Origin of the sequence: Micromonospora sp. URMC 105 (assembly GCF_051386295.1) — a bacterium.
Lineage (GTDB): Bacteria > Actinomycetota > Actinomycetes > Mycobacteriales > Micromonosporaceae > Micromonospora.
The window spans coordinates 1-2617 of sequence record NZ_JBPQTL010000185.1; the positions used below are offsets into that span (position 1 = coordinate 1).

Annotated in this window: 2 protein-coding genes; both read right to left on the reverse strand. The window is 71.5% G+C overall.

Translation table 11 applies throughout. The annotated features are described in order from the left end of the window. The coding region (locus ACSNN7_RS28755) for a hydroxymethylglutaryl-CoA lyase (RefSeq protein WP_436684187.1) at window positions 1-958 on the reverse strand (958 nt) is incomplete at its 3' end. Window positions 959-1116: 158 nt separating this feature from the next. Further along, the gene (locus ACSNN7_RS28760; RefSeq protein ID WP_436684188.1) at window positions 1117-2454 is read right to left on the reverse strand and encodes an acetyl-CoA carboxylase biotin carboxylase subunit; all 1338 of its coding nucleotides are present in this window, start codon (window positions 2452-2454) and stop codon (window positions 1117-1119) included. Window positions 2455-2617: the final 163 nt, after the last annotated feature.

A 2617-nucleotide genomic window follows, 5' to 3' on the forward strand; every position in this document is an offset into this window, starting at 1 on the left:
CCCAGGCGGCGAGGGAGTCGGCGTGACGCTCGACGGTGAGGCACTGGAGCAGCTGCGCAAGCGCGCCCGGGCCGGCGCGCAGGACGCCGGAGGGGAGCTTCTTGCCGACCAGTTCCTCGGCCAGCTCGGCCGCCTCGATCAGCGCGTCCAGGTCGATGCCGGTGTCGATGCCCATGTCGTGCAGCATGTGCACCGCCTCCTCGGTGGCCAGATTGCCGCTGGCCCCCGGGGCGTACGGGCAGCCGCCGAGGCCGCCGACGCTGGCGTCGAACTCGGTCACGCCCAGCTCCAGCGCGGTCAGCAGGTTGGCCAGGGCGGTGCCCCGGGTGTTGTGGAAGTGCAGCAGCACCGGCACGTGCGCGTTGCGGTCCCGTACGGCGGTGACCAGCTCACGGACCCGCCGGGGCGTACCCATGCCGGTGGTGTCGCCGAAGGCGACCCGGTCGGCGCCGTCGCGGACGACCCGGTCGACGATGCCGGCCACCCGCGCCGGGTCGACGTCGCCCTCGTAGGGGCAGCCGAAGCTGGTCGCCACGATCACCTCGGCCCGGGCGCCGGCGCCGTGCAGCAGGTCGATCAGCTCGGCGATGTCGTCCAGCGACTCGGAGGTGGAACGGTTCACGTTGCGCCGGTTGTGGGTGTCGCTGGCCGAGACCACCACCTCGATCTCGGTGAACCCGGCGGCCAGGGCCCGCTGCGCGCCGCGCGTGTTGGGCACCAGCGCCGAGTAGCGCACCCCCTCGGCCCGGGCCGCCCGCTGCCACACCTCGTCGGCGTCGGCCATCTGCGGGATCGCCTTCGGGTGCACGAAGGACACCGCCTCGATCCGCTGGACGCCGGTGCCGGAGAGCGCGTCGAGCAGCCGCACCTTGGCGTCGGTGGGGATCGGCTCTTCGTTCTGGAGCCCGTCCCGCGGCCCGACCTCACGGATGGAGACGAAGTCCGGCAGTTCCGCCATAAGGGGTCACCTCACTGTGACGTAGCGCTGGAGAAGTTCCCCCTCAGCATCCCACCCCCCACCTCCACCGGCGTTGATCATGAGGTTGACCGGGACAAATGGGGCGAGTCACCAGGTCAACTTCATGATCAACGCGCGGGGAGGTGGGGGCCGGGCGGTCAGCGCATGCGGGAGACGATGCCGGTGTCGTAGTCGCCGGAGAGGAACTCCTGGTTCTCGAGGAGTTCGGCGAAGAAGGGGAGGTTGTTCTTCGGGCCGGTGAGTTCGAACGCGGCGACGGCCGCCTTGGCGCGCTCGATGGCCTCGGCCCGGTCCTTGCCGTTGACGATGAGCTTGGCCATCAGGCTGTCGTAGAACGGGGTGACCGTGTTGCCGGCGACGTAGCCGGAGTCGACCCGGACGCCCTCGCCGGTCGGCTCCACCCAGGCGGTGATCGCGCCGGGGCCGGGCAGGAAGCGCTTCGGGTCCTCGGCGTTGATCCGCAGCTCGATGGCGTGCCCGCGCGGGGCGAGCGCGTCCGGGTCGAAGGTCGGCACCAGGCCGGCCGCCACCCGGAGCTGCTCCTCCACCAGGTCCACGCCGTAGACCAGCTCGGTCACCGGGTGCTCGACCTGCAGCCGGGTGTTCATCTCCAGGAAGAAGAACTCGTTCGTGGCCGGGTCGAGCAGGCACTCCACCGTGCCCGCGTTGCGGTAGCCAACCGCCTCGCCGGCGCGTACCGCCGCCGTCAGGAAGCGCTCGCGCAGCTCCGGGGAGACCGCCGGCGACGGGGACTCCTCCACCAGCTTCTGGTTGCGCCGCTGCACCGAGCACTCCCGCTCGCCCAGCGCCACCACCCGGCCGTCGGCCAGGCCGAGGATCTGCACCTCGACGTGGCGTACCCGGGGGAAGTACCGCTCGATCAGCACCGAGCCGTCGCCGAACATCCGCTCGGCGAAGGCGCGCACCTTGTCGTACTCGGTGCGCAGCGCGGTCTCGTCGATGGCCACGCCCATGCCCATGCCGCCGCCACCGGCCGCGGCCTTCACCATCACCGGATAGCCGATCTCCTCGGCGGCGGCGACCGCCGCGTCCAGGTCGGCCGCCGGGTCGGTGGTGCCGGGTGCGACCGGAACCCCGGCCGCCGCCATCAGGTTCCGGGCGTTGATCTTGTCGCCCATCGCGGTGATCGCGTCCGCGCGGGGCCCGACCCAGATCAGGCCGCTGGCCTCGACGGTACGGGCGAAGTCCGCGTTCTCCGACAGGAAGCCGTAGCCGGGGTGGATCGCCTGCGCGCCGGTCGACTTGGCGGCGGCGAGGATGGCCTCGACGTTCCGGTAGCTCTGTGCCGGGTTGGCCGGGCCGACGCAGACCGCCTCGTCGGCCTCGGTGACGAACGGCAGGCCGGCGTCGGCCTCCGAGTGCACCGCGATCGCGCGGATACCGAGCCGCTTGGCGGTACGGATGATCCGGCGGGCGATCTCGCCCCGGTTGGCGACCAGCAGCGACTCGATCATGTTTCCTCCCGACGTCCAGGGGTGGGGACGGGTGCCAGGTAACCACGACCCGCCGGTTACTCACGAGTCGCCCGCCCCCGACCTGCGCGGTGATCAAGAAGTTTGCGTCACCTTGCCCCCGATTCCTGACCCAAACTTCTTGATCACCGAGGCGGGGCGGGAG